Raw genomic sequence first — 2104 nt, forward strand, 5'->3', positions numbered from 1 at the left:
CCGCCCAACTCGCCCGCTGCCACGCCCTGCTGGCACCGCCCGACCAGGCGCACGCCCTCTTCACCCGCGCCCTCGACCGGCACGACGAGAGCGGCGGCGACTTCGAACGGGCCCGCACCGCCCTGCTGTTCGGCCGCTGGCTGCGCCGCCGGCGGCGACTGCGCGAGGCCCGCGACCGGCTGAGCGCCGCCCTCGTCGGCTTCGAGCGCTGCGGCGCCGGGGTCTGGGCCGAGCAGACCCGCGCCGAACTCCGCGCCCACGGCGCCGCGTCCAGGGCCGGGGGACCGTCGGGGCTGGCCCGGCTCACCCCGCAGCAACTGCGCATCGCGCGCCGGGTCGCCGACGGCGCCACCAACCGGGAGATCGCCCAGAGCCTCGCCGTCAGCACCCGCACCGTCGACTACCACCTGCGCAACGTCTACGCCGCCCTCGGCGTGCGGTCCCGGGTCGAGCTGGCGCGCCTGGTCGAGCAGGGCGAAAAGACCGCTGCACACCCCTAGGGACCGACCGGACGGTATGTCATCCTCGGTCCACGGACGAGTCAGGCGGCGGCAGCCGCCGCACGGGCGACACGGCCCGCCGGACACCCGTGGGACGCCCGCCCCGGGCGCGTGCCGCCGGCGGGCCGAGGTTGGGGGAGTACCGCGATGCATCCTGCCGTACGGCCGCGTTCGGTGGTCCGTCCAGGACCGGTGCCGCTGCCCCGGCCCCGGGCCAGGCGCGGGCGCTCGCTCATCGACGCCGACGCGCTGCGGGTCCTGCACCGGGCCGCCCGGGTGCTCCTGGACGACCTGCCCGACCTCACCGACCGCCTCACCGCCGTCCTCCGGGAGCAGGAACCGGCCTACCACGCCGCCCTCGCGCACGACCCCGAGGGCATCTGGGAGGAGGCGCACCGCTCGCTGCGGCACAGCGTGACCTCGCTGCTCGACCCGGGCCCGGCCCGGGACGCGGCCCGCCGCTGCTCCTGGCGGATCGGTGCCACCCGGGCCGAACAGGGCCTGCCCCTGGACGCGTTGCTGCACGCCTTCCGGCTCGGCGGCTCCCTGGTGTGGCAGGGGCTCGTCGAGGAGACGTCCCGCAGCGCGCCCGAGGACGTCCGGCTGCTCGTCCATGTCGCCGCCGACGTCTGGAACTTCGTCGACGAGCACTGCGCCCTCGTCGCCGACGCCTACCGCGAGGTGGAGCGGCAGCTGACCTGGCGCCGCGAGAACCGGGTCAGACTCCTGGCCGGGGCGCTGCTCGACGGCACCAGCCGGATCGCCGACCTGCCCGAGACGGCGGCGGCGCTCGGCCTGCCGGAGAACGGCCGCTACCTGGTGGTCGCCGTCGCGGGCGGCCACCCGGCGGGCTGCGCGGCGGCCCGCGAGGCCGTCGTCCCGCCCGGCGCCCGCACCCACTGGCACACGGGCGTGGACGCCGACCACGGCATCGTCCTGATCGAGGACGACGACGCCGGTGCCGCCGGAGCCGACTCCGGCTTCGCCACCGGGACCCGGGCGTCCTGGACGGGCGCGGGGACAGTCCCGGCGACGGGCACCAGCCCACGGAACGGCAGGCGGGGCACCGGGGGCGGGGAGGGTGCGGGGGGCCGGGGTGGGGCGGACGGTGTCGGCGGGGCGCGCACCTCCGGTGGGTTCGGTGGTGCCGGTGGGACAGGTGGTGTCGGTGGGACAGGTGGTGTCGGTGGGACAGGTGGTGTCGGCGGTGCTGGCGGTGCTGGTGGATCTGGTGGGCCCGGTGGCCGCGGTAGTCGCAGCGGGGGCGGGCGTGTCCGGGGTGGTGGTGGAGACGGTGGAGATTGTGGTGGCGTGAGGGGCGCGAGTGGCTCCGGTGGCGCCAGTGAGCCGGGCGGTGCCGGTCGCTCACGTGGCGCCGGTGCCTCTGGTTATCCCGGTGCTGTCGGTGCCCCAGAGGCGCCCGGTGTCCTCGGTGCTTCTGGTTCTCCTGCTGTCCCTGTTGCTCCCGGGGCCGGAGGCCGTGTCCGGGGTGCCCGGCGGGCCGCAGGCGACGGCGGTGCGCAAGGCGATGTCGGTGCGCGAGGCGCCGTCGGGCGCGGGGACCGGCGTGAGGCCGGTCGGGCGGGTGCTCCCGGTGCCGGGGG

The 2104-nt window shown here is 77.2% G+C and carries 2 protein-coding genes; both read left to right on the forward strand.

Annotated elements, in window-relative coordinates; all coding sequences use genetic code 11:
- Positions 1-500: helix-turn-helix transcriptional regulator (locus tag GA0115242_RS35815; protein ID WP_141721882.1), on the forward strand; the 500-nt coding region annotated here is incomplete at its 5' end.
- A gap of 147 nt (positions 501-647) precedes the next feature.
- Positions 648-2104 (forward strand): hypothetical protein (locus tag GA0115242_RS42110; protein WP_256089833.1); only part of this gene is annotated, 1457 nt, incomplete at its 3' end.

This window comes from Streptomyces sp. SolWspMP-5a-2, from assembly GCF_900091845.1.
GTDB classification, from domain to species: Bacteria; Actinomycetota; Actinomycetes; order Streptomycetales; family Streptomycetaceae; genus Streptomyces; species Streptomyces doudnae.